The organism is Chelativorans salis (genome assembly GCF_025336525.1).
Taxonomy (GTDB): Bacteria; Pseudomonadota; Alphaproteobacteria; order Rhizobiales; family Rhizobiaceae; genus Chelativorans; species Chelativorans salis.
The window spans coordinates 512,654-537,123 of sequence record NZ_JAOCZP010000001.1; the positions used below are offsets into that span (position 1 = coordinate 512,654).

Consider the following 24,470-nt stretch of genomic DNA (forward strand, 5'->3'; position numbering starts at 1 on the left):
CATTCAAGGGAGATTATCATGAGCGAGCCAAATCCGCAGCGCACCCCGCCCCGCAAGGCCGAAGGATGGCTGGATCCCGGGGCGACCAACATCCAGGTCATCTACATTCTCTATCTAGTCGGTTTCGTGATCGGCGTCTCGGCGCTGGTGGGCATCGTGATCGCCTATATGAATCGCGGCAAGTCGGATGAATGGGTCGAAACCCACTATACCTGGGCCATCCGCACCTTCTGGATCGGGCTCCTCTTCGGCCTCATCTCGGCGATCCTCATGGTGGTCGGCATCGGCTTCCTGCTCCTGCTCGCAACCGCCATCTGGGCCATCGTGCGCATCGTCATCGGCCTGCAGGCGGTAAGCCGCAGCGAACCGATCAAGAACCCTGAAAGCTGGGTTTTGTAGAGATTATCGGACCCCTGCCAATGACATCTACGGTCTTAGCCTTGTACGGGGCACTTCTCTCAACCGCCTTAGCTGCAGTTCAAATCGGAACTTTTCTAAGCTCTAGAAGGTTCCTCGAACTAGTGATCGGCAGATCATATGATTCCACGGGAGAAACTATTGAAATCAAGATAAGCAACAGATCAACGGCAAAGACGGAACTGCATAACATTATGATCGGTATATGTGAGTTATCAGAAGACGGATTTACGAGGCTATTTTCCGCTCGCGGATACGATGCCTTTAAAATTAGCCATTTTTGGGGTGACCGTGGAGATTCTTTAGATCTCCCATTTTCTCTCAACCCCGGAGAGAGTATATACGTGAATTTTAGCTCACAAGATGCAAACCGCTTCATTTTAAGGGATAGAAGTTTTCACCCTAAGAAAGCTGTACTTGCGAACGTTTTTGAAATTGAAATTGAGCACTCCCAAGGCACCCCCCGCAGAGCTTATTTTTCAATGGACCGCAGTGACTTGAAGAATGAACCTGAGCTTAAGGAGGCAGATAAACTCAGCCTCCTGCGCTCTCGAATCTGGAAACTGGATCAACCGACTCACTGATGCAAACGAACTTCACGCCCGAGCAGCTAGCCGAACCGCAGGTCGCCCATTCGGAGACGATCCTGCGCAAATGCGTGCATTGCGGCTTCTGCCTGGCCACCTGCCCGACCTATGTCGAACTCGGCAACGAGCTCGACAGCCCACGCGGACGCATCTACCTCATCAAGGAGATGCTGGAGAACGGGCGGCCGGCCGACCGCGAGACGGTGACGCATATCGACCGCTGCCTGTCATGCCTTTCCTGTGTGACGACCTGCCCCTCGGGCGTGAACTACATGCATCTCGTCGACCATGCGCGGGCGCATATCGAGAAGACTTATCGGCGCTCCCTCCTCGACCGGATGACGCGGTCAGCGCTGGCGCGCGTGCTGCCCTATCCCGGCCGCTTCCGTTTCGCGCTGAAGCTCGCCAGGCTGGGGCGGCCCTTCGCACCGCTGATGCGTGCGCTGCCGGGACTGAGGCCGGTGGTGGCCATGCTGGCGTTGGCACCTGAGGCTCTGCCGCCGGCCTCCGCCGCGCCGGAAGCCCAGCCGGAGGGAAAGCGGCGAGGACGCGTGGCGCTGTTGGCAGGTTGCGCTCAATCCGTGCTGGACCCGGGCATTAATGCAGCGACCGTCCGGGTGCTTCACCGTCTTGGTATAGAGGTGGTGGCGCCCGAGGGAGAAGGCTGCTGCGGCGCCCTTGTCCACCATATGGGGCGCGAGGACGAGGCGCTCGATTTCGCGCGGAAGAACATCGACGCGTGGACGCGCGTCATCGAGGACGGCGGGCTCGACGCTATCGTCATCACAGCATCGGGCTGTGGCACGACCATTAAGGACTATGGCCATATGCTGCGGCTCGACCCCGACTATGCAGAAAATGCGGCACGGGTCTCGGCCCTCACCAAGGACATCACCGAATATATGGCCGAGCTCGATCTGCCGGAGCCCGATATCCGGCCAGGGCTGGAGATCGCCTATCACTCCGCCTGCTCCATGCAGCACGGGCAGAAGATCACACGCCAGCCGAGGGCGCTGCTCACGCGGGCCGGCTTTATCGTCAGGGAGCCGCGCGAAGGGCATCTGTGCTGCGGCTCGGCCGGAACCTACAACATCCTCCAGCCCGAGATCGCCGGGCGCCTGCGCGACCGCAAGGTGAGGAATATCGAGGCCACGGGCGCCGAGGCGGTCGCCACCGGAAACATCGGCTGCATCACGCAGATCGCCTCGGGCTCAAATCTGCCCGTGGTGCACACGGTAGAGCTTATCGACTGGGCCTATGGCGGGCCGAAGCCCGCGGGCATCCCCAAAGCAAGGCCGCTGACCGTCGCCGCGGAGTAGGCAAAAAAGGAAAAGGCGGCGCCTCCCTCAAGGCGCCGCCTTCCCCGACGTTCCGGCATGGTCCGGCCGGCCCGTCCCCCGTTTGATTAGAATCAGATTACCACGACCTTTGCCCCTACGGGAACACGCTCGTAGAGTTCAATCACATCTTCGTTGCGCATGCGGATGCAGCCCGACGATACGGCCTGGCCGATAGTCCATGGCGCGTTGGTGCCGTGGATGCGGTAGAGCGTGGAGCCGAGATAGAGCGCGCGCGCGCCCAGCGGGTTCCGCTCACCACCCTTCATGTGGACGGGCAGGATGCGGCCCTTCTTCTTCTCGCGCGCGATCATCTCGACCGGCGGGCGCCAATCGGGCCATTCGCGCTTCTGTGTGACCTTATGGGTGCCGGCCCAATCGAAGCCAGGCTTGCCGACACCGACGCCGTAGCGGCGCGCCTTTCCACCCTCCAAAACGTGATAGAGGAAGCGCTCATTGGTATCCACCACGAGGGTGCCGGGCTTGTGCGGCCCGTCATAAGCCACTTCCTGCGGCAGGAACTTGGGATCGAGGTTGAGATCGGAAAGCGACCGTGGCTTCGGCGCTACGGCCGCCGTGCGCAGCTGCGATTCGGCACGCGGCGCTTGGCGCTGCGCATTTCTGTATTGCGCAATCGGCCGCCGCTCGGCGGGGCGCTCTACCGCGCGCCATTGCTCACGACGCGGCCGGACCTGCCGCTGTCGCGGGACGGGCGGTCTCTGGCGCAACTGCAACACCCAGGGGGCGGAAAGGTCCGGGCTGACGAGGACCGGCGGCGGCTCCACGTAGCGGTTCTGCGCCTGAGCGCCGAGGGGAAAAAGCAGCAAGATGATCGCGCCGGCTGCGCTTAAAAAGGATTTCATGACTACACTCTCTATTGCTGGTCACTCGCACATTCAGACCTGGCGGCCACCGGCTCTGACGGGAACGGGCGGCTCCCGCAAAAAGCGGCATGACACGCCCCGTCTGTCAGGATGCTGCATCAGGCGGCTGAGCAAATGGTGAATCGGGCTTCCTAAAATGCGATACTTTGGCAAAACCATCCGGTGTGGTTACCGCCGAGTTCAGAAGGTTGGTGAACGGCTTGTTAAAACCGGTGGTTGTGCTCTTAAGCAATGGGAACCGACAGCATGAGCGAAGAAAGAACTGGCCTGATCGACGGGACGGACGGCAAGACGCGCTGCTTCTGGCACGCCAACCTGCCGGACTATCTGGCCTATCACGACAACGAGTGGGGTCGTCCGGTGGCCGATGACAAACGCCTCTTCGAGAAACTGTGCCTGGAGGGGTTCCAGTCGGGCCTGTCGTGGCTGACGATCCTGCGCAAGCGGGAGAATTTCCGAGAAGCCTTTGCCGAGTTCGACTTTGAGCAGGTGGCGCGTTTTACCGAAGAGGATGTTGAGCGGCTTTTGGGCAATGCCGGCATCATCCGCCACGGCGGCAAGATCCGTTCCACCATCAACAACGCTCGCCGCGCTATCGAATTGTGTGAGCGGGAGGGCTCGCTGGCGCGCTATTTCTGGCGCCACGAGCCGGCGCTGGAAGAGCGGCCGGATAAGCTCGACTACGCGACGCTGGTGGCCAATCCCAAGACCGATATCTCGGCGCGCATTTCCAAAGATTTGAAGAAGATGGGCTGGACCTTCGTCGGACCGACAACCGTCTACGCCTTCATGCAGGCCATGGGGCTGGTCAACGACCATATCGAGGGGTGCGTGATGCGGGCGGAGGTGGAGGAAGAGCGGCAGGCTTTCCGGCGACCGGTTTAGGGGCTTTCGGCCTTGAGCCGATCAGCTCTCCTGCGGAACCGGCTCCACCACCAGCCGCTCGCGGTAGACGATGTAGAGGCCGGCTGCCACGGTGACGACGATACCGGCCGCGGCCAGCCCGTTCGGCAAATCGCGGAAGATGAGCCAGCCAATCAGCGTGGCGAAGGGTATCTCCAGATACTGGATCGGTGCCAGGGTGGCCGATGGCGCGAAGCGAAGCGACCACGTCATCAGGAGGTGCGAAAGCGTTCCCAGCACGCCGACTGCGATAAGCATCAGGACCTCGGTCCCGTTCGGGGTGACCATCCCGAGGCCCGGCAGTTCGCTGCCTGCCGTCATCACGAAGAGAACGGCGAGGCCGACGGTGCCCATCAGGCCGCTGACGCCCTGGAGGACAACGGGATCCGCGTCTCGCGCGATCTGCCGGGTGACGAGGATATAGAGCGAGAAGACCACGGCGACGACGAGCGGCAGGAGTGCCGGGGCGCCGATCACCGAAAAGCTCGGCTGGATGACCAGAAGCGTACCGATGAAACCGACCACGCAGGCGGCAAGACGGCGTGGCCCCACCTCCTCCTTCAGCACCATGCGGCCAAGCAGGAGGAGGATGAACGGCATGACATATGCAATGGCCACCGCCTCGGCCAGAGGTAGAAAGCGCAGCGAGGCGAACATCGCACCAAGGCCCAGGATCTGAAGGACAGTGCGAAGCGCCGTCAGCCACAGGACACGCGGTGTCAGGGCGAGACTGCGCCCGCCCCAACAGACAAGCGGCAGGATGAGGAGGGCCTGCACCGCAAAGCGGACGACCAGTACCTCGAGCAGCGGGATCGTCTCGCCCAGCAGCTTGAGCGTGGCGTCACTCAGGGGAGCAAACGCACAGAAGCCGACCATGAAGAAGATGCCGATGACAGGGCGGTCAGCGGGCATCACGCGTGGGTCATGCATCCGACCGTCCCGTCGCTTGACTCTCGAGGGCATCCCGACTATTTGCGCCTTGTTAGCACTCTCTATCGGAGAGTGCTAACGGCTCCGCCCTTCCGGACGGAGAAGAAACCTATTTCATCGTCGTAATCAAGGGTTCAGAACATGGCCAAGACGAATTTTCGCCCGCTTCATGACCGTGTGGTCGTTCGCCGGGTCGAATCCGAGGAGAAGACGGCCGGCGGGATCATCATTCCCGACACCGCCAAGGAGAAGCCGCAGGAAGGCGAGATCATCGCCGTCGGCAACGGTGCTCGCGACGAGACCGGCAAGGTCGTACCGCTGGATGTGAAGGAGGGCGACCGCGTTCTCTTCGGCAAGTGGTCCGGCACGGAAGTCAAGCTCAACGGTGAAGATCTCCTGATCATGAAGGAGTCCGACATCATGGGCGTGATCGCCTGAACCACCGCTATCGAAACGAAATAGTAACAGGGCTGCTTCGCACGCCCAGGAGCTAGAGAAATATGGCTGCAAAAGACGTAAAGTTTTCCCGTGACGCACGCGAGCGCATGCTGCGCGGCGTCAACATCCTCGCCGACGCGGTGAAGGTCACGCTCGGCCCCAAGGGTCGCAACGTCGTGCTCGACAAGTCCTTCGGCGCTCCGCGCATCACCAAGGACGGTGTGACGGTCGCCAAGGAGATCGAGCTCGAGGACAAGTTCGAGAACATGGGCGCCCAGATGGTGCGCGAGGTGGCGTCGAAGACCAACGACATCGCCGGTGACGGCACCACGACCGCAACCGTGCTCGCCCAGTCCATCGTCCAGGAAGGCGCCAAGGCTGTCGCCGCCGGCATGAACCCGATGGACCTGAAGCGCGGCATCGACCTGGCCGTTGCCGAGGTCGTCGAGTACCTCGCCAAGGCCTCCACAAAGATCAAGACCTCGGAAGAGGTTGCCCAGGTCGGCACGATCTCCGCCAATGGCGAGAAGGAAGTCGGCCAGATGATCGCCGAGGCCATGCAGAAGGTTGGCAACGAGGGCGTGATCACAGTCGAAGAGGCCAAGACCGCCGAGACCGAGCTGGAAGTGGTCGAGGGCATGCAGTTCGACCGCGGCTATCTCTCCCCCTACTTCGTCACCAACGCCGAGAAGATGGTGGCCGAGCTCGACGATGCCTATATCCTGCTGCACGAGAAGAAGCTGTCCAACCTGCAGGCCATGCTGCCGGTTCTGGAGAGCGTCGTGCAGTCGTCCAAGCCGCTCATCATCATCGCCGAGGACGTCGAGGGCGAGGCGCTCGCCACGCTCGTCGTCAACAAGCTGCGGGGCGGCCTGAAGATCGCCGCCGTGAAGGCGCCCGGCTTCGGCGACCGCCGCAAGGCCATGCTCGAGGACATCGCCATCCTGACGGGTGGCCAGGTGATCTCCGAGGATCTCGGCATCAAGCTCGAGAACGTCACGCTCGACATGCTGGGCCGCGCCAAGAAGGTCTCCATCACCAAGGAGAACACGACCATCGTCGACGGCGCCGGCGCCAAGGCTGAGATCGAGGGCCGCGTTGGCCAGATCAAGGCGCAGATCGAGGAGACCACCTCTGACTACGACCGCGAGAAGCTGCAGGAGCGTCTTGCAAAGCTCGCCGGTGGTGTCGCGGTGATCCGCGTCGGCGGTGCGACCGAGGTCGAGGTGAAGGAGAAGAAGGACCGCGTCGACGACGCCCTCAACGCCACCCGTGCGGCGGTCGAAGAAGGCATCGTGCCGGGCGGCGGCGTCGCCCTCCTGCGCGCCTCCACGGCCATCAAGGCGAAGGGCGAGAACGCTGACCAGGATGCGGGCGTGAACATCGTTCGCCGCGCCGTCCAGGCTCCGGCACGTCAGATCGTGTCCAACGCGGGTGGGGAAGCCTCCATCGTTGCTGGCAAGATCCTCGAGAACGACAAGGTCACCTTCGGCTACAACGCCCAGACCGGCGAGTATGGCGACATGATCGCCATGGGCATTGTCGACCCGATGAAGGTCGTGCGCACCGCGCTTCAGGACGCCGCGTCGGTCGCCGGCCTGCTGGTCACCACCGAGGCCATGGTTGCCGAGCTTCCGAAGAAGGAATCGGCTCCCGCCATGCCCGGCGGCGACATGGGCGGCATGGGCGGCATGGGCTTCTAAGGAAGCCTCCCCCATCATCGACTACCGGAAGGGCGCCCTCGCGGCGCCCTTTCTCGTTTGCGCGTTTCTCCCTCGCGGGCGCCATTGCAATGAGCCAGCGTTCCGGGCATTACATGCGCGCCGGAGCCCCCGCAAATGATGGAGTGAACCCATGCCGAAGACGCGCACTGAAACCGATACGTTCGGCCCGATTGAGGTGCCCGACGACCGCTATTGGGGGGCGCAGGCGGAGCGCTCGCGCGGCAACTTCAGGATCGGTTGGGAAAAGCAGCCCCTACCCATCGTGCGCGCGCTCGGAATCGTCAAGCGTGCGGCGGCGGAAGCGAATGTGGAGCTCGGCCGGCTCGACCCTGCGCTCGGCAAGGCGATCACCGACGCTTCGCAGGAGGTGATCGACGGCAAGCTCGACGAGCATTTCCCGCTGGTCGTCTGGCAGACGGGCTCCGGAACCCAGTCGAACATGAATGCCAACGAGGTGATCTCCAACCGGGCGATCGAGATGCTGGGCGGCGAGAAGGGCTCGAAGAAACCGGTCCACCCCAACGACCACGTCAATATGAGCCAGTCGTCCAACGACACCTACCCGACCGCCATGCACATCGCCTGCGCGGAGGAAATCTCGCACCGGCTCCTGCCGGCGCTTAAAAAGCTCCACGATGCGCTCGACGCCAAGGCGAAGGCCTGGGCGGACATCATCAAGATCGGCCGTACGCATACGCAGGACGCCACACCGCTCACCCTCGGCCAGGAGTTCTCGGGCTATGCAAAGCAGGTGGAAAACGGCATCGCCCGCATCGAAAGCACCCTGCCCGGCCTGATGCAGCTCGCCCAGGGCGGCACGGCTGTCGGCACCGGACTCAACGCGCCGGTGGGCTTCGCCGAGAAGGTGGCCGAGCGGATCGCCGCCATCACCGGCCTCGCGTTTACCACCGCGCCCAACAAATTCGAGGCGCTGGCCGCCCACGACGCCATGGTCTTCTCCCATGGCGCCATCAACACGGTCGCCGCCTCGCTCTTCAAGATAGCCAACGACATCCGCTTCCTCGGCTCCGGGCCGCGCTCCGGCCTCGGCGAGCTGGCGCTGCCGGAAAACGAGCCCGGCTCGTCGATCATGCCCGGCAAGGTGAACCCGACCCAGGCGGAGGCGCTGACCCAGGTCTGCGTGCAGGTCTTCGGCAACCACGCCGCACTCACCTTCGCCGGCAGCCAGGGTCATTTCGAGCTCAACGTCTACAACCCGGTCATGGCCTACAACTTCCTGCAGTCGGTACGGCTGATGGCCGACGCGGCAGTCTCCTTCACCGACAACTGCGTCGTCGGCATCGAGCCGCGCGAGGACAACATCAAGGCCGGGCTCGAGCGCTCGCTGATGCTCGTCACCGCGCTGGCGCCGGCCATCGGCTACGACAACGCGGCAAAGATCGCCAAGACGGCGCACAAGAACGGAACGACGCTGCGCGAGGAGGCGCTGAAGAGCGGCCTGGTCTCTGAGGAGGACTACGACAGGCTCGTGCGGCCGGAGAAGATGATCGCGCCGGCCTAAGCCGGGGCACCGGCGGGCTATGTGCGCGGAGCCGCGGCCGGCAGGAAAGCCAGCGCGCGCACGTCTGACGGGGTAAGGCCGTACCGCCGGCGGAAGGCCCGGTTGAAGTACGACAGGTCGCCGAAACCGACATCGAATGCGATGTCGGCGATGCGGCGGGGGTGGTGCCGCGGACTGACGAGAAGGCGGTGAGCACGGGCAAGGCGCCGGGCGAGGACAAAGCTGGAGAAGGTCATCCCCTCATCCTCGAACAGCGCCTGCACATAGCGCGGGCTGATGCCATGCCGCGCGGCGACCGTGGAAACCGAGAGGTCCGGCTCCTCGATATGCCTGTCGATATCGGCCTTCATCGCCGAACGGCGTGCGGCGCGGACGCCGCCGCTTGCAGCGATGGCGGCACCTTCGCGGGAAACGCCGAGCGCTGCGGCGACGAGGTCACGAATGTGCGAGGCTGCCATCTCACGAAGGACCGGTGAGCGTAGGGAGGGACCTGCCCTCAACATATCGACGTAGCCAAGAATGAGCTGCAGAGCCTCATTGTCGCGCCGGATCGGGCGCATGAGAGCGTCGTTGAGATCGGGAACGAGCGGCGCAAGCCTGCTTCGTGCGATCTGGATGCACACGCAACGGGCGGACGAAGCGCAGGTGACGGAAGCCACCTCCGCATCGGAGACCAGCGCCGCCTCGCCCGGATGCAGCGGCGCCTCTTTATTGCGATGCTCTATCGCCCATTCGCCATCGGTGCAGATGTGCAAGGAAATGTCGTCGGCTCCGTCCTCCAGGAGGGCCCGTGACCGCATCATGCACAAACCGGATTTGGACGCGAATGTGATCCGAACGTCCGGCAGGAACCAGGTCTCCACCCGCGAATGAAAAGACTGTTCCGAAATCAGTTTGAGATCGAGGCCGAGAACCGCGCGCCCCATCAAGTCGCGCCACCTCTCCAGCCCCTTCGGACTGAGGATATCGTCACGCGTATAGCAAAATGCAGCGACTTCCGGTGCGTCCGTGCTCATCGGGCACCTCCCCGGCCCGCAAGCCCTCGCTTCTCTACTGGATGGTGTTGGCGAGCCGCAAAGTTGTCAAGCATTCGCTTTTGGCTTGGTCGGTGCGCTTCTGTCCAAGTCTTCGAAGAAGTGCCGGGCTAAGAAGTAACCGGCTGTCTCGCTACGCAAGCGACAGCCGGGAACGTGGGACGTTCAAATTCCGGTCAGAACGGAAACCGAGCCGTCCTCCGCCAGAAGAAGGATGCAGGCTGACTTATTGGGGAATTCCTACCGGAGTCTGCAGGGTTTATCGCACTGCGGACAGAAGACGACACTTAAGCGGGTCCGCCCTCCGTTCAAACGTTCGTGGAGATGCGACATGAGCACCGCACAGAGCCAACTCCTCCAGCCGGAGCTCGTCAAGACCGAGTACATCGACTTCTGGAACGACATCCTCGTTCCGAAATTCCTCCGCTGGAAGCATATCATCGTCGACGGCCTGACACTGCACAGCGCCCAGGTGTTCCCCAAGCTCGAGGTCGCAGAAGGCGATCGGGTGGTCGATGCCGGCTGCGGCTTCGGCGATACCGCGATCCTGCTCGCCAAGCGCGTCGGCCCCACCGGCCATGTGCTCGGCCTCGACTGTTGCGAGACCTTCCTCGACTACGGCCGCAAGGATGCCAAAGCGGAAGGCATCGGCAATGTCACACTCATCGAAGCAGACGTGCAGACCTACCCCTTCGAGCCGGTGCACGATTTCTGCTTCTCGCGCTTCGGCACCCAGTTCTTCGAAAACCCGGTGGCGGGCCTGCGCAACATGCGCAAGAGCCTCAAGCCCGGCGGCATCATGACCATGATCGTGTGGCGCGACCTGGCCGAGAACCCCTGGCTCGCGATCCCCAAGGAGGTGGTGCTGCGTTATCTGCCGCCGCCCGGCGACGATGCGCGCACGTGCGGCCCCGGCCCGTTTTCCATGGCCGACACCGAAGTGGTCACCAAGCAGCTCGAGATCGCCGGCTACACCGACATCTCCTTCGAGCGCATCGATGCAGAGGTGCTCGTCGGCCGGGATGCCGAGGAGGCGATCGCACTGCAGATGGAACTCGGTCCGGCCGGCGAGATCTGTCGCGAGGCAGGCGAGGAGACCGAGCGGCGGCGTGGCGAGATCACAGCGGCGCTGAAAGCCGCGCTGGCTCCTTTCCAGAAGCCCAACGGCATCATGATGCAATCGAGCTCCTGGATGGTGACGGCGAGGAATCCGGGCTGATCCCAACCGAACGGGGCGGCGTCTGCCGCGGTTCCCGATGTCGAGCTTGGAGGGAAGATCATGATAGACTGGAATATCGAAGCCAGCACGTTCGGCAACTGCAATTGCGACTATTGCTGTCCCTGCCAATTCGAGCTGCGCCCCACCCACGGCGATTGCAAGGGCGTGGAAGTCGGCCGCATCGAGCGGGGTCATTTCGGTGATGTCACTCTCGACGGTCTCCACTGGGCGTTGCTCTTCGCCTGGCCGGGCGCCATCTTCGAGGGCAACGGCACGATGCAGGCGATCGTCGACGAGCGTGCGGACGACAAGCAGCGTGAGGCGCTGCTCACCGTACTCCACGGGGGCGAGACCGAGGAAGCCAGGACCCACTGGTGGGTCTTCCACGCCATGTCCAGCACCGTCCACGAGCCGATCTTCAAGCCGATCCAGTTCGAGGTGGACTACGAAAAGCGCACGGCGCGGGCTGCGATCCCCGGCATTCTGGAAACGAGCGGACGGCCGATCGTCAGCCCGGCAACCGGTGAAGAGCACCGGGTGCGCATCGACATCCCCGGCGGCATCGAGTTCGAGATTGCCGAGATCGGCAGCGCCTCGACGACGGCGAGCGGACCGATCGTACTCGACCTGAAGGACAGCTACGGCCAGTTCAACATGCTCCACCATACGGGCAAGGGGGTGGTCCGGAGCCGGAGCTGAGCGGGGCCCACACACTCCGGAGCAACCGGAGCCGGGTTCTTTTGATCCAAGAGGAGGTAGTATGGCTTATGTCGACTGGATGATCCGAGGACCGGAAATCGCGACCTGCAACTGCAACTGGGGGTGTCCCTGCCAGTTCAACGCCCCGCCCACGCACGGCGACTGCCGTGCGGTCGTGGGCACGCGCATCGACGAGGGGCACTTTGGCGATGTACGGCTCGACGGGCTGAAAGCGGCCTGCGTGCTCGCCTGGCCCGGCGCCATCCACGAAGGGCACGGCGAGGTTTTGCCGATCGTCGACGAGCGCGCAACGCCGGAGCAGCGCGAGGCGCTCCTGAAGATTCTGGGTGGGGAGGAGACCGAGGAGTTCGCGACGATCTTCAACGTCGTCGCGGCGACGACGGAAACCGTCCACGAGCCGATGTTCAGGCCCATCGAATTCGAGGTCGACGAGGAAAGCCGGACGGGGCGTTTTGCGGTCCCCGGCATCATCGAAGCCACGGCGGAGCCTATTCGCAACCCGGTGACCGACGCGGAGCATCGCGCCAAGGTCGTGCTCCCGCACGGCTTCGAGTACGCGGAGGCGGAATATGCGAGCAGCAACGTGAAAACCAGCGGCCCGATCGGGAACGAATGGTCCGACCGCCATGCCCACCTCTGCACGTTGCATCTGGGACCGCACGGCATAATCCAATGAGGTAAGGTAGTGGCCGCCTCACCGCTCGAAACCGTGCTGACGCGCGACCGTCTTCTCGTCGCCGCCAGCCTTGCCGGGCTCTGCCTCGTCTCCTGGCTGTTCCTCGTCCATCTGGCGCTGCAGATGGAAGCGATGGACGGCATGGCGGGGCGCATGATGGGCATGGACGTCGAAGATGCCCTGTCGGCCCGCCTGGCTGCGGCGATGGGACCGGCCGCCGCCGCGCTGGCGGATGCCGCCGTCAACTTCACGCTCGTCACGCTGATGTGGGCGGTGATGATGGTCGGCATGATGCTGCCGAGCGCGGCGCCCACAATCCTCCTCTTCGCCGCGCTGGAGCGCAAGCGGGCGGCGGAGGGCAGGATCGGCGGGCGGACGGCGGCCTTCGTCGCCGGATATCTGGCGATCTGGAGCGTCTTTTCCATCGTCGCGGCGGCGGCGCAGACGGTGCTCGCCCACGCCGGCCTCGTGTCCATGCATCTGGCGGCGACAAGCACCATGCTCGCCGGCGCGATCTTCATCGCCGCAGGGCTCTACGAGCTGACACCGCTGAAGGACCGCTGCCTCACCCATTGCCGTTCACCCATCGAATGGCTTCCACGCCACATTCGGCCGGGCAGATTGGGGGCGCTGCGCATGGGAGTGGAGCACGGCGCCTATTGCGTCGGCTGCTGCTGGGTACTGATGCTCCTGCTCTTCGTCGGCGGCGTCATGAACCTGATCTGGGTTGCGGCGCTGGCTGCAATCGTACTCGTCCAAAAGCTCCTGCCGGGCGGCCCGATCCTGTCCCGGTTCACGGGCGCCGCCCTCGTCGCCTGCGGCTTTGCGCTCCTCGCCGTGCCGCTGCTGCCGGTCTAAAAACTCATCGGGTTCCAGTCCGTTCGTTCGACAGAAGCTGTGCGGCTGTTGAGAACCCGCCTCTGCTCCGATTCCCCTCCGGCCGGCGCCGGAGATCACCCGGGAGCGCGGGCGGAAACACTGCGTCAACAAAAGCAGACATATTCTTGTTAACGCAGAGCCTGTATATGGCCGCATCCTCTTCTCAACAGCGACGGAACCATCCTCAATGTCAAACAGCACACTCCTTCTTATAGGCCGTATTCTCATTGCCGTAATCTTCATCTTCTCCGGTTTCGGCAAGCTCACCAACATCGGCGGCACCGCCGGATATTTCGGCAGCCTGGGCCTTCCGGTGCCGACGCTCACGGCTTGGGTAGTGGCCTTGGTGGAGCTTCTGGGTGGCCTCGCGGTGCTCGTCGGGTTCAAAACGCGGATCGCCGCGATTGCCCTGGCGGCGTTCACCTTGGCCTCGGCTTTGATCGCGCACCTGGATTTCGGCGACCAGATGCAGCTTGTCCAGTTCCTCAAGAACCTGGCCATCACGGGCGGCTTCCTGGTGCTGATCGCCCACGGCGCCGGCGCGCTGTCGCTGGATGGGCGGCGCAGCTAAGTTCCTGCTGCCGCGCTAAAAAACAGGGCCCGCCGAAGAGCGGGCCTTTTTCGTGCTGCAAATATGAAAAATACACTCGCACGCAGCCATCACGGGAGAGTGATGCCAGTAGCCAACCGGCTCAAAACGCGGTGAGATGGGCACCGGCGGATTGCACGGCGATGGGGGAAGGGTCATGTAGAGTGCCCAAGCCCCTTCCGGCAAAGGCGCGAGAACGACTATGGCAGGCGAAAAGACGGATCCGGAGAGGCGCCTTATCCTGTGGCGCTTCGCGCCCCTGGCGTTCGTCATCGTGGCGCTTCTCCTCGGCTACGCCATGGGCTGGCATCGGTATCTCACGCTTGATGCGCTGGCCGACAGCCGCGAGATGCTGAAAGCGTATGTCGCTGCCCATCCCCTGCTCGCGCCCGCTGTTTTCGCCCTCGTCTATGTCGCCACGGTGGCGGCATCCTTTCCCGCCGCATCGCTGCTGACCGTCGCCGCCGGCTTTCTGTTCGGCTGGCTTTTGGGCGGCATGCTCGTCGTTGTCGCCGCGACCGCCGGTGCTACACTCCTGTTCCTGGCCGCGCGCACGGCGCTGGGCGACGTCCTGAGACGGTGGATGTGCGGGCGTACGGCACGGCTGGCGCAAGGTTTCGAGGAAGGCGCATTCGGCTACCTGCTGGTGCTGCGCCTGGCACCGATCTTCCCCTTCTGGATAATCAATATCGCGCCCGCCTTCTTCAATGTGCGCCTGAAGACCTATGTGGCGGCCACCGCGCTCGGCATCATGCCAGCCACCTTCGCCTATGCCTATCTCGGCCACGGGCTGGACAGCGTGCTGATGTCGGCGGCGCGCTCGGGGCGCGATCTTGCTCTCGCCGACCTGGTGACGCCGCAGCTGACCGTCGCCTTTGCAGCGCTGGCTGTTGTCGCGGCGATCCCTCTCATCATAAGAAAGGTGCGGGGAAAGCGGCTTTCCTGACCGTCACCCCACCGATGTTCACGACCAGGGCAAACGCGCATGGCGACAGTGCTGAAACCGGATATCTGCGTCATCGGCGGCGGCTCGGGCGGGCTGTCGGTTGCCGCCGCGGCCGCCTCCTTCGGCGTCTCCGTCGTGCTGATCGAAAAGGGCAAGATGGGCGGCGACTGCCTGAACTATGGCTGCGTACCCTCCAAATCGCTGATCGCTGCGGGCGTGCAGGCGCACCGGCTTTCCCAAGGCCCGGCCTTCGGCGTGGCCGCGGTTGAACCGCACGTCGATTTCGCCAAGTCGATGCGGCATGTTGAGCGGGTGATCGCGGCCATCGCACCCAACGATTCGGTCGCGCGCTTCACCGCTCTCGGCGTAAAGGTCATCCAGGAGGAAGCGCGCTTCAAGGACGCACGTACCGTGATTGCGGGCGACCACACGGTCCGCGCCCGGCGCTTCGTCATCGCCACCGGCTCCTCTCCCGTCGCCCCGCCAACCCCGGGGCTCGACTCCGTGCCCTATCTCACCAACGAGACGATTTTCGCACGCAAACGCCTTCCGGCGCACCTGATCGTCATCGGCGGTGGGCCGGTCGGGCTGGAGCTTGCGCAGGCACACCGCCGGCTCGGCGCCAGCGTCACGGTCGTCGAGGCGATGGCCGCCCTCGGCAACGACGACCCGGAACTGGCGGCGGTGGTGCTGAAGCATCTGCGTGCCGAGGGGGTGGAGGTCCTCGAGCACACCAAAGTGGGGCGGGTGGAAAAGCGCGGCCGCAGCGGCGTGCGCGTGCATCTTGAAGGCGAGGACGGCACGCGGATCCTCGACGGCTCGCACCTTCTCGTTGCGGCGGGGCGGCAGCCCAATGTGGCGGCGCTGGCGCTCGAGAAGGCCCGCGTCGCCTATACCGCCAAGGGCATAAAGGTATCGAGCAAGCTGCGCACCACCAACCGGCGCGTCTACGCCATCGGAGACGCGGCGGGCGGGCTGCAGTTCACCCATGTCGCCAACTATCATGCCGGCCTCGTCATTCGCGCCATCCTCTTCCGCCTGCCGGCAAGGGAGAACCGTTCCCTCATCCCCCGGGTGACCTACACGGACCCCGAACTCGCCCATATCGGGTTGACCGAGGCGGAGGCGCGTAAGCGCGGCAGCCGCGTCAAGGTGTTGCGCTGGCCCTATGTGGAGAACGACCGCGCGCAGACCGAGCGCCGTACCGAGGGCTTCATAAAACTCGTTGCCGGCCGGCGCGGGCGCATCCTCGGCGTCTCCATCGTCGGCGAAGGCGCCGGCGAGATGATGAATTTCTGGTCGCTGGTGTTCGCCAAGCGCATGAGCGTGCGCGATATCACCGGCTATGTGGCGCCCTATCCCACTATGGGCGAGATCGGCAAGCGCGCGGCAATCTCCTATTTCACTGACGCCACCCGAAAGCCCGTGGTGCGTGGACTGATCCGCTTTCTGCGTTTATTCGGTTAGATCACCCGGCACACAGCCGGCAGGCAGCACCGGGCGGAGACCGGTAGAGAACGACGATGGCGGACGAGCAGCAGGAAAACGGCAAGGCAGCGGGCGATGCGGGCGCGGTTCCGCTGACGCGCGGCCTGTCGACCAAGCTCCTCTTGCTCACCATCCTCTTCGTGATGGGAGCGGAGGTGCTGATCTTCATCCCCTCCGTGGCCAATTTCGGCCAGCAATGGATGAGCCAGCGGCTGCAGACGGTGGCCGCCGTCGGCGTGGTGTTGATGGAGGGCGAAGCCGACGACCTCAGCCGGCAGGCCAGCAACGACCTGCTCATGGCGACGGGCGCGAAGGCGATTGCCGTGCGCGACGAGGGCAGCGCACGCCTGCTGGTCGTTTCGGAGATGCCGCCGGAGGTCGACATGCATGTCAATCTCGACGACATCGGGCCACTGCAGGCGATCGCGCAAGCCTTCGAAACGATGTTCTTCGGCGGCAACAGGATATTGCGCATCTACGGCCGCGTCGGCGAAGGTCCGCGTCAGTACGAGATCGTCATCCCCGACAGCGGGCTGCGCTCGGCCATGCTCGTCTATGCGCGCAACGTGGCCGCTCTTTCGCTCATCATCTCGCTGATCACCGCCATGCTGGTCTTCTACGCCATCAACCGCATCATGATCGGTCCGATCCGCGCCATGACGCGCTCGATGCTGGATTTCGGTGCGGCGCCGGACGATGCGGAGCGCATCATCAAGCCTGAGGACCGGGGCGACGAGATCGGCATCGCCGAGCACGAGCTCGCCGAAATGGAGCAGACGCTCCACCGCACTCTGGGGGAGCGGAAGCGGCTCGCGGATCTGGGCCTGGCCGTTTCCAAGATCAATCACGACATGCGCAACATGCTGGCCTCCGCACAACTGATGTCCGACCGGCTGGCACAGGTCTCCGACCCGGCGGTGCAATCGCTGACGCCGCGGCTGGTGCGCACGCTGGATCGGGCGGTCGCCTATTCCGAGGGCGTGCTCACCTACGGGCGGACGCAGGAGGCGCCGCCCACGCGCCGGCGGCTGCGCCTTTGCCAGCTTGTGGACGATGTGCACGCGACACTCGCCATCGACCCCGCGAGCGGTATCGAATTCGTCAATGAGGTGGACCCCGCCCTGGAAGTGCACGCTGACGCCGAGCAGCTTTTCCGCGTGCTCGCCAATCTGTGCCGCAACGCCGTCCAGGCCATGTCCGGGGAGAGCGAGGCGGCGCTGGTGCGCCGGCTGACCGTTTCAACCGATCGCGAGGAGCGGCTGGTGCGCGTCTTCGTGAGCGACACCGGGCCCGGCCTTCCGCCGCGGGCGCGCGAGAACCTCTTCGCCGCCTTTCGCGGCGCCGCCAAGAGCGGTGGCACCGGTCTGGGTTTGGCAATCGCACAGGAGCTCGTGCATGCCCATGGCGGCGAGATCACGCTTGTGGAAAGCAGCAGCGGCCAAACGGTCTTCTGCATCACCATCCCCGACGGCGGCAGCGGACGGCAGAGCATTCCGCCCAGTCGGAAACGGCAGACGGCGAATTGACGACACCGCATCGGCGCGTCAAAGAATTGTCACTTCGGCGCTTGCTTTTGGCGTTCTCAATCGTTAGGTAGGCGGCGTCCGGTCGCCGGGCACTCTGCCCGCGACCCTGCTGCCGCCTTGGCAGCCAGCGCGCCCGTAGCTCAGCTGGATAGAGCACCAGACTACGAATCTGGGGGTCAGAGGTTCGAATCCTTTCGGGCGCGCCATTTTTTCCTCATTGTCGATTGCCACGCTACTTTGCCTTTGGACACTATGTTGCCTTTGGGTCAGGCGTATTGACCTATCTCCCGCAACCGCTCATTCGCGTCGATGCGATGAGGAGCAGTCTCGCTCTTGTTCGTCTTTCGGGAACGACGTTGTTCGACCCAAACGAACGGTCATCGGGAACTTGTTGCCACTGCACGGGCAAGCGTCCAATCTGCGAGGCCTGATATGGGAAAGGAGATCGCGATATGCGCTCGGAAGATACCCTCAAGCAATACGAAGAAAAGATCAACCTACATGACTTCGACCAACTGGTGCCGATGATCTCAGGTGATGCGGTATTCTGGTTTAACGACGGATCGCACTCTGGGTTAGAGGAAATCAGACATGCGTTCGAGAGAACATGGCAGAAATTTCCTCTTGAATCCTACTGGCTGAAAGACGTGAATTGGATCGCCACTGGAGAAAGCGCCGCCGGATGTACATATAATTTCTGCTGGAGGGCGACGGTTGACGGAAAGACAGTCTCAGGCGGCGGGCGGGGGACTACCATCCTTCGCAACAATGACGGCATGTGGAAGATCGTTCACGAACACCTGAGCCAGTTCCCCCAACCGTAGAGGTCCGCTGTCCGTCCCTTTGCTGGCCTTGGATGCTTCTGCTGGAAGGTCGAGATTGAGGCCTTTGCGGACGTTCGCAGGAAGAACGACATGAGCTCCGAAGCGTCAGCCGGGTCGATCCATGAAGGCGCGGCTTGAGACGGAAACGGAATTGCCGGACGGGTCTTTGGCATTGGCAAACACATAGCCATCGGCCTGGTGAATCGGTCCGAAAACGAGGCCCTTGTCAGAGGCAAGCCGAAGGAACTCGGGTACGTCTTCGACATCGAAGACAAGCTTCACAAGAGCCTGGCCTTCCTTTTGCCCCTTGGCCGCCGGATACAGCAGAATGGAGATCCCATCGCCATTCGGACGGAGCTCGACGATCCTGTCCCCGTTCGCTGCACGGCTGCGAAGCCGAAAAACCCTGAATAGAAGGCGACCATCTCGGGGATGCGCTTCGTGTATACGATGATGCGGCCTAGACCTGATTGCACCGGAAGCCCTCTCTCACAGATTCCGGCCGAGCCTGACCGACTCTGGCGAAGTAGGCAATGACCGCTTCGTCCGCAATGCAGTCGTTCCGCGTGCCAGCACCGGGTGACCGTTCACCACCCGTTGCAGCCCTCGGCACGGTCACTCAGGAAGCAAATTCCCGGACCCGATGCAGATGGTATTCACCTGCTTCGCGAACCTCTGTGCTGCGCGAAATATTCGCCCAACACCAGACCGCCACGCACACACTCTTCAGGTCAGCATAGCGCCTAACGAGTGCTTGGTCGGCATCGCTGAAATGCGACCACGTGGCGAGCGGAAAGCCTGCGATGTCATATTCGCGAGGTCCGCGGCATGCGTCCTCAAAATCCGTCCATAGAGGGCCACGTTCCCCAAGCAGGAGATTACCGAGATGAGCGTCTCCGTGGAGGGGAACCCAATTGCGGGTCGTTTCCGCGACTTCGTGACGAAGGCGGTGATATTGCGTTTTCAGGAGATCTCTATCGCGCCTGCTGAGTGCGGCAGACGCTCCATTGTCGGCAAGCACAGCCCAACAGCGGTCCAGCGCCTGCGTGTACGGCGGCAGTTTGCTACGGTAATCCAGCAGAGCTCCATGGACGGAAGCGAGCGTCGCGGCGGCGAGTGCCGCTTCAGCCTCATCGGCCGTCCGCTCGTGCTTCACATAAGGCCATAGCGTCACGACAGAAGACGCGACGATGTGTGGTCCCGCCAGATCCACCAGCGGCGCGACGACGGGCGCGCTGCGGGTGGCAAGGTGACGTGCGACGGCAACTTCCCTGATCGCCCTTTGCCGTGCCGCGTCGATCGGCTCGGAGGATTGGACCCTCGCAACTATCGTGAGAGGCGAAATCAGGAGCGTAGTGTGGTGTGCCGTCTTCAGAACAGTAGGCGTGACCTCGCCCAGTCCGAGGTCCCTGCATATGGTGGAAACCACCGCAATCTCATCGTGGAGGTTTGGTTGGGACATGCTTATCAAACTGCGCGAGAAGCTGACCTTCTGCAATTCCACTCGAAGCGGACAGCGAAATCTCAAGTTTCTGTTTGAAGCAGATATCGGCGGGCCAAATAAGTTCCGTCCATTAAGGCATCACGCACAACGCGAGGCCGGAGATCAGCCGTGGCCAACTCAGCAATCTGCAGCCAATGCTGGCCTAGGTGATTTTCTCGACTCTCCACATCATGCCGATCCAACTTGACCAAGAAAAAGTGCTCTGTTTGCTGAACTGAATTGCCCTGGTGTTGAAAATGGTTCTCCACGCAGAACAGATACTCACACTCGATTAGCCGTGCGTTCGTCTCTTCTTCAAACTCTTTTCTGAGCCGCGTTTCGAAGGTATCGCCGAATTCGTATTCACCACCAATGAACGCGTAGCAAGCGCTTGGATCGTCGGCTGGCTGCTGAACCAGCACTCGGTCGCGATGCACGACAATGCCCGCTACACGAACTCGTGGAATGCGGCGCGAGGCGACAGCCTGGAAGAACTGGTCTTGTCTGAACGTCATCGTCTCCTCATGCCGCGCCGTGGCCAAAGGTAATTCGCCAACCCCGCCAAGCAAACTGGCAAAGGCAGGTTTCCTTGCAGACGTCTATCTGAGCAAAGGCTATTTCGTATCAAGAGGAAAATTGCTTGGCCAAAAGGCAATTTTGCCGACCACGCGCAGTTCTGCTGCCTTATTTTTCATTGTGTTAGGCAAGACCCGAAGGCAAAATAGATCTGCAATCGACACCTCATCACGCTAAGCTCACCTCTTTCGTCTGCTCCGGCGGCGGGCTGCCGTAGATCCGCCAAAACCATGCTCAATCACAGACCGATCAAGACTCGGTGAAGTGCATCCGCATCTCCTGTCGGGTGTGCTGAATAAGCAACAAGACAGCACACGGTGGCCCCATTTGCAGAGCAATAGCTGTGCGTCAAAGTCCAGTTCTGGGGCGAAAAGCGTATGACGAAATCCACTGTGAGTGAAACACCCGCACCCCGGCGGTCGAACCGGCTCGACCGCCGGGCGTTTCTCCGGGGAAGCGGCGGAATGGCCCTGCTCGGGATAGCCGGCTGCTCGGCTCTCGACACGGGTCCGCGACTGGTTGGCGGACCCGTTCCACGGCTTCCCGCGACAGGCGGGCCGGCATCCGGGTTCGGAGGCAACTTCGCCTACTATTCAGCCATGTATGCGGCGCGGCCGGAAGAGCGGTTCCCACTTCCCGCCATTCCGATCGAACGTATCGATCCGATCTACTATCGCCGGCTTGTCGACGATCCGACAGGCGAACGGCCGGGAACGATCGTCGTCGATACGGACAACCATTTTCTCTACCTCACGCAGGAGAACGGCAAGGCGCTGCGCTATGGCGTCGGCCTTGGTCGCGCCGGCTTCGAGTGGGACGGACGCGGCGTGATCCAGTACAAGCGCGCCTGGCCGCGCTGGACCCCGCCGGACGAGATGGTGGCGCGCCAGCCGGAACTCGAACCCTACAGCATCGCCAATGGCGGCATGGATCCGGGGCTTTCCAACCCGCTGGGTGCCCGTGCTCTCTACATTTTCCAGAACGGCAAGGATACGCTCTACCGCATCCACGGGTCACCCGAATGGTGGACGATCGGCAAGTCGGTGTCGTCGGGCTGCGTCCGCATGCTCAACCAGGATGTCATCGACCTCTACAATCGCGTGGTCAACGGCACTCCTATCCTGGTCACCCGCCTGGGCGCAGCATACCCGTCGCTGTCTGCATAAGGGCGTGCAGGCTACGCATCCTGCCGCACCAGGAGATGGGCATAATGCCCGGCAAGCGCATTTGACGCATTCGGGCGGGGTCGACTAAGCGGAAGGAAGGCGGCATTGTGGCATCCGGCACCTGCTGAAGGGATGATGGAGGCCGTTCATGGAGTTCGATCCGGTCCTGCTGGCGCGTATCCAGTTCGCCTTCACGATCTCCTTCCACATCATCTTCCCCGCCTTCACTATCGGTCTCTCCGCCTTCATCGCCGTTCTGCTCTTGCTTTGGACGGCGACGAAGAACGACAAGTTCCACCGCATCGCCCGCTTCTGGACCAAGATCTTCGCCGTCTCCTTCGCCATGGGCGTCGTCTCCGGCATCGTGCTTTCCTACCAGTTCGGCACCAACTGGAGCCGTTTCTCGGAGTTCAGCGGCAACGTCATCGGCCCGCTCATCGGCTATGAGGTGCTGACAGCCTTCTACCTTGAGGCGACGTTCCTCGGCATCCTCTTATTCGGATGGAACCGGTTTCCATCCTGGCTCGTCACCCTTTCCGCTGTTCTGGTGGCGCTCGGCACGGCGACGAGCGCCTTCTGGATCCTCTCCGCCAACAGCTGGATGCATACGCCGGCGGGCCATGAGGTCCGCGACGGCATTGCCTATCCTCTCGACTGGCTGCAGGTCGTCTTCAACCCCAGCTTCCCATACCGTCTGGCGCATATGGTGAATGCAGCTTATCTCACGACGGCGGTGGTGGTGCTCGCCGTCGGCGCGCGCTACCTGCTTGCCGGCCGCCACGTCGAGGAATCGCACACCATGTTGCGCATGGCAGTCGGCATGATCGCCATCGCCGCTCCTCTGCAACTCGTCATCGGCGACCTGCATGGCCTCAACACGCTGGAGCATCAGCCGGTAAAGGTGGCCGCCATGGAGGGGCACTGGAACGGGGAGGCGCCGGGCGATCTGGTGCTTTTCGGGATTCCCGACGAAGAGGCGCGGACCAATCACTACGCGGTCGTGGTGCCTCATCTGGGCTCACTGATCCTCACCCATACCCTTGAGGGCACCTATCCCGGTATCAGCGATTTCCCCGAGGAGGAATGGCCGCCGATCCTCAACGTGTTCTTCTCCTTCCGCATCATGGTCGGCATCGGCCTGCTCCTGATCGCCGTCGGCTTCTGGGGCGCATATCTGTGGTGGCGGGGGCGGCTGTTTACGAGCCGCTGGTTTCTCCTGTCGTCGTCCTACATGTGGCCGCTCGGCTTCATCGCCATCCTGGCCGGCTGGTTCGTTACGGAGCAGGGACGCCAGCCGTGGCTGGTCTACGGCCTTCTGCGGACTGCCGACGGCGTTTCGCCGGTGCCGGGGGCGAGCGTGGCAAGCACGCTTGCCCTTTTCGTCTTCATCTACGGCATCGTGTTTTCGATGGGCATCTACTACATCAACCGGCTCATCAACGCCGGTCCGAAGGACGTGCCTATCGAGACGCCTGCCGGCGTGCCGAACCGGCCACTGTCGGCAGCCGAGGAAGCGGCGCGTGAGGCGACCGGCAGGTCGAGGGGCGAAGGCCCTGGCCGGCCCCTGAGCGAACCGGAGGGATAGTGCGATGGAATGGTATCTCCCCGTCATCTGGGCCGGCCTGATCGGCACCGCGGTGGCCATGTATGTGATCCTCGACGGCTTCGACCTCGGCCTCGGCGTCCTTTTCCCCATCGCCCGCGAGGAGGAAGAGCGCGACGTGATGATGAACTCCGTCGCCCCCTTCTGGGACGGCAACGAGACCTGGCTGGTGCTCGGCGGCGGCGGCCTGTGGGTGGCTTTTCCGCAGGCCTACGCCGTCATCATGCCGGCGCTCTACCTGCCGGTGATCGGCATGCTCCTGGCACTGGTCCTGCGCGGCGTCTCCTTCGAGTTCCGCTGGGTGGCGAAGCCGTCGCACGGCATGTGGGACATCGCTTTCGCCGGCGGCTCCATTGTCGCCGCCTTCCTGCAAGGCGTCATCCTGGGCGGTCTCATCCAGGGGATCGAGGTGGCCGACGGGCAATATGCCGGCGGCGCTTTCGACTGGCTGACGCCTTTCTCGGTCTTCACCGGACTTGCCGTGGTCGCCGGCTACGGGCTTCTCGGCACGACCTGGCTCATCATGCGCACCGCCGGACCGACGCAGGATCTGGGCCGGCAATACGCGCCGATGCTGCTCGCCCTGGTGCTCGGTGCCATGGTGGTCATCAGCCTGTGGACGCCGCTGACGGTCGATCGCATCGCCGCGCGCTGGTTCAGCCTGCCCAATTTCTTCTTCCTCTGGCCGATTCCGCTCGCCGCCGCGGGCGTAGGATACCTCATCTGGCGCTGGCTCCGGGCCGGCCGTGAGGGCCTGCCCTTCGTCGGCTCCATCATCCTGTTCCTGCTCGGTTATGTCGGGCTGGTCATCTCGACAGTGCCCTACCTCGTCCCCCCGCACCTGACCTTCTGGGATGCGGCGGCCGCGCCGGCCTCGCAGATATTCCTGCTTATCGGCACGGTATTCCTGCTGCCGCTGGTGCTCGGCTACACGGCCTTCGTGTATTGGGTCTTCCGCGGCAAGGTCAGCCCGGGCGAGGGGTATCATTAACGCGTAAC

The 24,470-nt window shown here is 63.1% G+C and carries 25 protein-coding genes and 1 tRNA gene; 20 read left to right on the forward strand and 6 right to left on the reverse strand.

Translation table 11 applies throughout. The features are described from left to right. Nucleotides 1-18: 18 nt before the first annotated feature. From N5A92_RS02515 to glcF, 3 genes are read left to right on the forward strand one after another with little or no spacing between them, the layout of a single operon-like run. On the forward strand, nt 19-399 hold the full coding sequence (locus N5A92_RS02515; protein ID WP_260900250.1) for a DUF4870 family protein: 381 nt from the start codon (nt 19-21) through the stop codon (nt 397-399). A gap of 20 nt (nt 400-419) precedes the next feature. After that, nucleotides 420-1,001, forward strand: coding sequence for a hypothetical protein (locus N5A92_RS02520; protein ID WP_260900251.1), 582 nt, complete (start codon nt 420-422; stop codon nt 999-1,001). Then, a complete protein-coding gene (gene glcF / locus N5A92_RS02525; RefSeq protein WP_260900252.1) occupies nt 1,001-2,323 on the forward strand; it encodes a glycolate oxidase subunit GlcF in 1,323 nt (440 codons plus the stop codon). The genes N5A92_RS02520 and glcF overlap by 1 nt, the downstream gene beginning before the upstream one ends. A gap of 92 nt (nt 2,324-2,415) precedes the next feature. Here the strand turns inward: glcF and N5A92_RS02530 are convergent, their stop codons facing one another. Beyond that, complete coding sequence (locus tag N5A92_RS02530; RefSeq protein ID WP_260900253.1) at nt 2,416-3,204, reverse strand: L,D-transpeptidase; 789 nt, start codon at nt 3,202-3,204, stop codon at nt 2,416-2,418. 267 nt (nt 3,205-3,471) lie between these two features. Between N5A92_RS02530 and N5A92_RS02535 the strand changes: the two genes are divergently transcribed. Then, nucleotides 3,472-4,110, forward strand: a complete 639-nt coding sequence (locus N5A92_RS02535) for a DNA-3-methyladenine glycosylase I (protein WP_260900254.1) — start codon at nt 3,472-3,474, stop codon at nt 4,108-4,110. A gap of 21 nt (nt 4,111-4,131) precedes the next feature. Here N5A92_RS02535 and N5A92_RS02540 read toward each other — a convergent pair whose 3' ends face one another. Continuing rightward, nucleotides 4,132-5,058, reverse strand: a complete 927-nt coding sequence (locus N5A92_RS02540; protein WP_260900255.1) for a DMT family transporter — start codon at nt 5,056-5,058, stop codon at nt 4,132-4,134. Nucleotides 5,059-5,199: 141 nt separating this feature from the next. On the opposite strand from N5A92_RS02540, the gene groES reads away from it, so the two are divergent. From groES to fumC, 3 genes are all read left to right on the forward strand, one after another. Beyond that, nucleotides 5,200-5,496 carry a co-chaperone GroES gene (gene groES, locus N5A92_RS02545; protein WP_260900256.1) on the forward strand — a complete coding sequence of 99 codons (297 nt, stop codon included), beginning with the start codon at nt 5,200-5,202 and terminating at the stop codon, nt 5,494-5,496. A gap of 62 nt (nt 5,497-5,558) precedes the next feature. Next, nucleotides 5,559-7,199: a chaperonin GroEL gene (gene groL, locus N5A92_RS02550; protein WP_260900257.1), complete on the forward strand. Its 1,641-nt coding sequence runs from the start codon at nt 5,559-5,561 to the stop codon at nt 7,197-7,199. Between the two features lie 151 nt (nt 7,200-7,350). Continuing rightward, nucleotides 7,351-8,742, forward strand: coding sequence for a class II fumarate hydratase (gene fumC / locus N5A92_RS02555; protein WP_260900258.1), 1,392 nt, complete (start codon nt 7,351-7,353; stop codon nt 8,740-8,742). Nucleotides 8,743-8,759: 17 nt separating this feature from the next. On the opposite strand, the gene N5A92_RS02560 is transcribed toward fumC, so the two are convergent. After that, entirely contained in the window at nt 8,760-9,758 is a 999-nt protein-coding gene (locus tag N5A92_RS02560; protein WP_260900259.1) for a helix-turn-helix transcriptional regulator, read from the reverse strand. 349 nt (nt 9,759-10,107) lie between these two features. Here N5A92_RS02560 and N5A92_RS02565 point away from each other — a divergent pair, with 349 nt between their 5' ends. From N5A92_RS02565 to N5A92_RS02610, 10 genes are all read left to right on the forward strand, one after another. After that, nucleotides 10,108-10,995 (forward strand): class I SAM-dependent methyltransferase, encoded by an 888-nt coding sequence (locus N5A92_RS02565; RefSeq protein WP_260900260.1) that lies wholly within the window; start codon nt 10,108-10,110, stop codon nt 10,993-10,995. 60 nt (nt 10,996-11,055) lie between these two features. Further along, on the forward strand, nt 11,056-11,694 hold the full coding sequence (locus N5A92_RS02570) for a DUF1326 domain-containing protein (protein WP_260900262.1): 639 nt from the start codon (nt 11,056-11,058) through the stop codon (nt 11,692-11,694). A gap of 61 nt (nt 11,695-11,755) precedes the next feature. Next, complete coding sequence (locus tag N5A92_RS02575; protein ID WP_260900263.1) at nt 11,756-12,391, forward strand: DUF1326 domain-containing protein; 636 nt, start codon at nt 11,756-11,758, stop codon at nt 12,389-12,391. A gap of 9 nt (nt 12,392-12,400) precedes the next feature. After that, entirely contained in the window at nt 12,401-13,249 is an 849-nt protein-coding gene (locus N5A92_RS02580) for a DUF2182 domain-containing protein (RefSeq protein ID WP_260900264.1), read from the forward strand. Nucleotides 13,250-13,457: 208 nt separating this feature from the next. Next, nucleotides 13,458-13,841 carry a DoxX family protein gene (locus tag N5A92_RS02585; protein WP_260900265.1) on the forward strand — a complete coding sequence of 128 codons (384 nt, stop codon included), beginning with the start codon at nt 13,458-13,460 and terminating at the stop codon, nt 13,839-13,841. A gap of 220 nt (nt 13,842-14,061) precedes the next feature. After that, the gene (locus N5A92_RS02590; RefSeq protein WP_260900266.1) at nt 14,062-14,805 is read left to right on the forward strand and encodes a TVP38/TMEM64 family protein; all 744 of its coding nucleotides are present in this window, start codon (nt 14,062-14,064) and stop codon (nt 14,803-14,805) included. Nucleotides 14,806-14,844: 39 nt separating this feature from the next. Further along, nucleotides 14,845-16,272, forward strand: a complete 1,428-nt coding sequence (locus N5A92_RS02595) for a dihydrolipoyl dehydrogenase family protein (protein WP_260900267.1) — start codon at nt 14,845-14,847, stop codon at nt 16,270-16,272. A 56-nt stretch (nt 16,273-16,328) separates the two neighbouring features. Continuing rightward, complete coding sequence (locus N5A92_RS02600) at nt 16,329-17,819, forward strand: ATP-binding protein (RefSeq protein ID WP_260900268.1); 1,491 nt, start codon at nt 16,329-16,331, stop codon at nt 17,817-17,819. 129 nt (nt 17,820-17,948) lie between these two features. Next, nucleotides 17,949-18,025: transfer RNA gene (locus N5A92_RS02605), tRNA-Arg, on the forward strand. A gap of 246 nt (nt 18,026-18,271) precedes the next feature. Next, nucleotides 18,272-18,643: a YybH family protein gene (locus tag N5A92_RS02610; protein ID WP_260900269.1), complete on the forward strand. Its 372-nt coding sequence runs from the start codon at nt 18,272-18,274 to the stop codon at nt 18,641-18,643. Nucleotides 18,644-18,748: 105 nt separating this feature from the next. Here N5A92_RS02610 and N5A92_RS02615 read toward each other — a convergent pair whose 3' ends face one another. The 3 genes from N5A92_RS02615 to N5A92_RS02625 all read right to left on the reverse strand — a co-directional run bounded on the left by N5A92_RS02615 (nt 18,749) and on the right by N5A92_RS02625 (nt 20,641). Next, a complete protein-coding gene (locus N5A92_RS02615) occupies nt 18,749-19,114 on the reverse strand; it encodes a VOC family protein (protein WP_425248535.1) in 366 nt (121 codons plus the stop codon). A 148-nt stretch (nt 19,115-19,262) separates the two neighbouring features. Then, complete coding sequence (locus N5A92_RS02620) at nt 19,263-20,141, reverse strand: aminoglycoside phosphotransferase family protein (RefSeq protein WP_260900270.1); 879 nt, start codon at nt 20,139-20,141, stop codon at nt 19,263-19,265. A 26-nt stretch (nt 20,142-20,167) separates the two neighbouring features. Then, nucleotides 20,168-20,641: an NUDIX domain-containing protein gene (locus tag N5A92_RS02625; RefSeq protein WP_260900271.1), complete on the reverse strand. Its 474-nt coding sequence runs from the start codon at nt 20,639-20,641 to the stop codon at nt 20,168-20,170. 525 nt (nt 20,642-21,166) lie between these two features. On the opposite strand from N5A92_RS02625, the gene N5A92_RS02630 reads away from it, so the two are divergent. The 3 genes from N5A92_RS02630 (at nt 21,167) to cydB (ending at nt 24,462) form a co-directional block, all read left to right on the forward strand. Further along, nucleotides 21,167-21,868, forward strand: a complete 702-nt coding sequence (locus tag N5A92_RS02630; protein WP_260900272.1) for a L,D-transpeptidase — start codon at nt 21,167-21,169, stop codon at nt 21,866-21,868. Between the two features lie 148 nt (nt 21,869-22,016). Beyond that, complete coding sequence (locus tag N5A92_RS02635; protein ID WP_260900273.1) at nt 22,017-23,453, forward strand: cytochrome ubiquinol oxidase subunit I; 1,437 nt, start codon at nt 22,017-22,019, stop codon at nt 23,451-23,453. Nucleotides 23,454-23,457: 4 nt separating this feature from the next. Next, complete coding sequence (gene cydB, locus N5A92_RS02640) at nt 23,458-24,462, forward strand: cytochrome d ubiquinol oxidase subunit II (protein WP_260900274.1); 1,005 nt, start codon at nt 23,458-23,460, stop codon at nt 24,460-24,462. The last annotated feature ends 8 nt before the right edge of the window (nt 24,463-24,470 follow it).

What these genes read in the sequence shown, in the direction of transcription:
- N5A92_RS02560 (WP_260900259.1), bottom strand. Translation starts at nt 9,758, where the DNA reads ATGAGCACGGACGCACCGGAAGTCGCTGCATTTTGCTATACGCGTGAC.
- N5A92_RS02635 (WP_260900273.1), top strand. Translation starts at nt 22,017, where the DNA reads ATGGAGTTCGATCCGGTCCTGCTGGCGCGTATCCAGTTCGCCTTCACG.
- N5A92_RS02570 (WP_260900262.1), top strand. Translation starts at nt 11,056, where the DNA reads ATGATAGACTGGAATATCGAAGCCAGCACGTTCGGCAACTGCAATTGC.
- N5A92_RS02530 (WP_260900253.1), bottom strand. Translation starts at nt 3,204, where the DNA reads ATGAAATCCTTTTTAAGCGCAGCCGGCGCGATCATCTTGCTGCTTTTT.
- N5A92_RS02590 (WP_260900266.1), top strand. Translation starts at nt 14,062, where the DNA reads ATGGCAGGCGAAAAGACGGATCCGGAGAGGCGCCTTATCCTGTGGCGC.
- cydB (WP_260900274.1), top strand. Translation starts at nt 23,458, where the DNA reads ATGGAATGGTATCTCCCCGTCATCTGGGCCGGCCTGATCGGCACCGCG.
- N5A92_RS02575 (WP_260900263.1), top strand. Translation starts at nt 11,756, where the DNA reads ATGGCTTATGTCGACTGGATGATCCGAGGACCGGAAATCGCGACCTGC.
- N5A92_RS02595 (WP_260900267.1), top strand. Translation starts at nt 14,845, where the DNA reads ATGGCGACAGTGCTGAAACCGGATATCTGCGTCATCGGCGGCGGCTCG.
- groES (WP_260900256.1), top strand. Translation starts at nt 5,200, where the DNA reads ATGGCCAAGACGAATTTTCGCCCGCTTCATGACCGTGTGGTCGTTCGC.
- N5A92_RS02625 (WP_260900271.1), bottom strand. Translation starts at nt 20,641, where the DNA reads ATGACGTTCAGACAAGACCAGTTCTTCCAGGCTGTCGCCTCGCGCCGC.
- glcF (WP_260900252.1), top strand. Translation starts at nt 1,001, where the DNA reads ATGCAAACGAACTTCACGCCCGAGCAGCTAGCCGAACCGCAGGTCGCC.
- N5A92_RS02610 (WP_260900269.1), top strand. Translation starts at nt 18,272, where the DNA reads ATGCGCTCGGAAGATACCCTCAAGCAATACGAAGAAAAGATCAACCTA.
- N5A92_RS02600 (WP_260900268.1), top strand. Translation starts at nt 16,329, where the DNA reads ATGGCGGACGAGCAGCAGGAAAACGGCAAGGCAGCGGGCGATGCGGGC.
- N5A92_RS02630 (WP_260900272.1), top strand. Translation starts at nt 21,167, where the DNA reads ATGGCCCTGCTCGGGATAGCCGGCTGCTCGGCTCTCGACACGGGTCCG.
- N5A92_RS02520 (WP_260900251.1), top strand. Translation starts at nt 420, where the DNA reads ATGACATCTACGGTCTTAGCCTTGTACGGGGCACTTCTCTCAACCGCC.
- N5A92_RS02535 (WP_260900254.1), top strand. Translation starts at nt 3,472, where the DNA reads ATGAGCGAAGAAAGAACTGGCCTGATCGACGGGACGGACGGCAAGACG.
- N5A92_RS02565 (WP_260900260.1), top strand. Translation starts at nt 10,108, where the DNA reads ATGAGCACCGCACAGAGCCAACTCCTCCAGCCGGAGCTCGTCAAGACC.
- N5A92_RS02515 (WP_260900250.1), top strand. Translation starts at nt 19, where the DNA reads ATGAGCGAGCCAAATCCGCAGCGCACCCCGCCCCGCAAGGCCGAAGGA.
- groL (WP_260900257.1), top strand. Translation starts at nt 5,559, where the DNA reads ATGGCTGCAAAAGACGTAAAGTTTTCCCGTGACGCACGCGAGCGCATG.
- N5A92_RS02585 (WP_260900265.1), top strand. Translation starts at nt 13,458, where the DNA reads ATGTCAAACAGCACACTCCTTCTTATAGGCCGTATTCTCATTGCCGTA.
- N5A92_RS02540 (WP_260900255.1), bottom strand. Translation starts at nt 5,058, where the DNA reads ATGCATGACCCACGCGTGATGCCCGCTGACCGCCCTGTCATCGGCATC.
- fumC (WP_260900258.1), top strand. Translation starts at nt 7,351, where the DNA reads ATGCCGAAGACGCGCACTGAAACCGATACGTTCGGCCCGATTGAGGTG.